Source organism: Frankia sp. KB5 (assembly GCF_002099325.1).
GTDB classification, from domain to species: Bacteria; Actinomycetota; Actinomycetes; order Frankiales; family Frankiaceae; genus Frankia; species Frankia casuarinae.
Map to the genome: position 1 here is coordinate 1 of NZ_MRUJ01000073.1, position 1931 is coordinate 1931.

Genomic DNA, 1931 nt, shown 5'->3' on the forward strand with positions numbered 1-1931 from the left:
GACGTCGTCCGCAGATAGCCGAGCAAAGGGGTACGTGGCCTGGTGTGCGCGGCGACGATATCCGCTGGCTGCGTCCCGGTATCCGCTGCTCCGCCCGGTTCTCTCGGTTGGTGTAGAATCGTCACGTTCGGCTCCCGATGTTCGTTGTCCGCGCGGTGCCAGAAGGCGGGTGGAAAGCGGCGGACGGGCCGGGGAAAGGCTAACGTGGCGACCGGTTTCCTGGCCGTAGAACCGTCGAGTTTCTTCGGATTTATTCGCGATGCGCAGGCCGGTGAGGCCACCCGGTGGTCGAATTCTCGTGCCTTTTCCGATGAATCGGGTGGAAAGCGGCCGGCAGGGCGGGCAGGCAGGGCGGGCCGGAGCGTGCCGCCGCACGCTCGCTCTCAGGCCGGCCGCGCGCCGGGCCGCCCGTTCTCGACCACCCAGGTGGCATCCGTGGACGTGGGCGAGTGGCGATGGGCGATGTCGGCGACGACCCGCATGTCCGCGCGCCATTCGTCCGGGGTGACGCGAACGCGCGTGTAACCTCGCCGGTCACCACGAAAATACCGGACATGCGGGTTGAGCCGGGCATTGTTCTGCCGGATGAAGTCCTCGCTGACGAGGAAGAAGGCCGAGCTGATCGAGGTGCAGACGAACTCCGTCGCGACGACCGGCGTCTCGGGCCGGTCGAAATCGACCCGGAGGTCGTTTACCCAGGCGCAGTGGATGTCACCGGAGAGCACCACCGGGTTGCGCACGCCGCTGTCGCGGATCTCCGACAGCAGCCGGGTCCGGTAGGGGCCGTACCCGTCGTTCTGATCCAGGTTGGCCAGCCGTGGTCCCTCGCCGAGGGGTAGCTGCCCGTTCAGCTGGGCCATCATCGTCTGCTGGGCGAGGACGTTCCAGCGGGTCCGTGACGTGGTCAGGCCGTCGCGCAACCAGCGTTCCTGGGCGGCGCCGGCCATCGTGCCGGCCGTGTTGTCCCGGCCCAGGGAGGCGAGCCCGATGCCCTGCGGGGAGTCGCCGGGCTGCCGGGTCCGGTACTGCCGGGTGTCCATGACGTTGAACGTCACCAGGTTCCCGAACACGAACCGCCGGTAGATCCGCATGTCGGGCGATCCCGGATTCAGCTCCGCGCGGATCGGCATGTGTTCGTAGTACGCCTGGTAGGCGGCGGCACGCTGGCGGGCGAACGCGGCAGGGTCCTGCCGTTGCTCCCCGGCGTCGCCGGCCTCGTCGATCAGTCCGGCGTAGTTGTTCTCGACCTCGTGATCGTCCCAGGTGACGACCCAGGGGGCCACGTGATGAGCGGCCTGCAAGGCAGGGTCGGACTTGTACTGGCCGTACCGGTTGCGGTAGTCCGCCAGCGTCTGGAGTTGGTCCAGACCGGGCCGCTGCGGGGTGGTGTGCCGCCGGTCCGGGTAGTTGCTTTTCGGGTCGTACTCGTAGATGTAGTCGCCGACGTGGACGACGAGGTCCGGCGCGTCGGTGGCGATGCCGTCGAGGGCCGGCCAGTACCCGTTCTGGAAGTCCTGGCACGAGGCCAGCGCGAAGGTCAGGGCACCGCCGGTCGATTCCGGTCCCCTCCCAGGTGCCGCGGCCGTCCGGGTCCGGCCGACCGGACTGAGCACGGTGCCGGCACGGAACCGGTAGAAGTAGTCACGCTCCGGCGCGAGTCCGCGGACGTCGACGTGGACGGAATGCGCGAACGCCGTCTGCGCGATCTGCGTGCCGGCGCGCACCACATCGCGGAAACCCTCGTCCGTCGCGATCTGCCAGTCGACCTCAATGTCCCGCGTGGGCATGCCGCCGCCCTCGGTCGGCCTCGGCGCGAGCCGGGTCCAGAGGATGACGCCGTCCGGCAACGGGTCGCCGCTGGCGACCCCGAGCCCGAAGACCCCGTCGGTGACGCCCGCGATCGGAGTGGGTGCCCGCAGGGTCGGCGCGGG

Annotated in this window: 1 protein-coding gene; it reads right to left on the reverse strand. The window is 69.4% G+C overall.

Going from position 1 to position 1931, the window contains the following annotated elements; genetic code table 11:
- Positions 1-383 precede the first annotated feature (383 nt).
- Positions 384-1931: alkaline phosphatase D family protein (locus tag KBI5_RS08290; protein WP_241882748.1), on the reverse strand; the 1548-nt coding region annotated here is incomplete at its 5' end.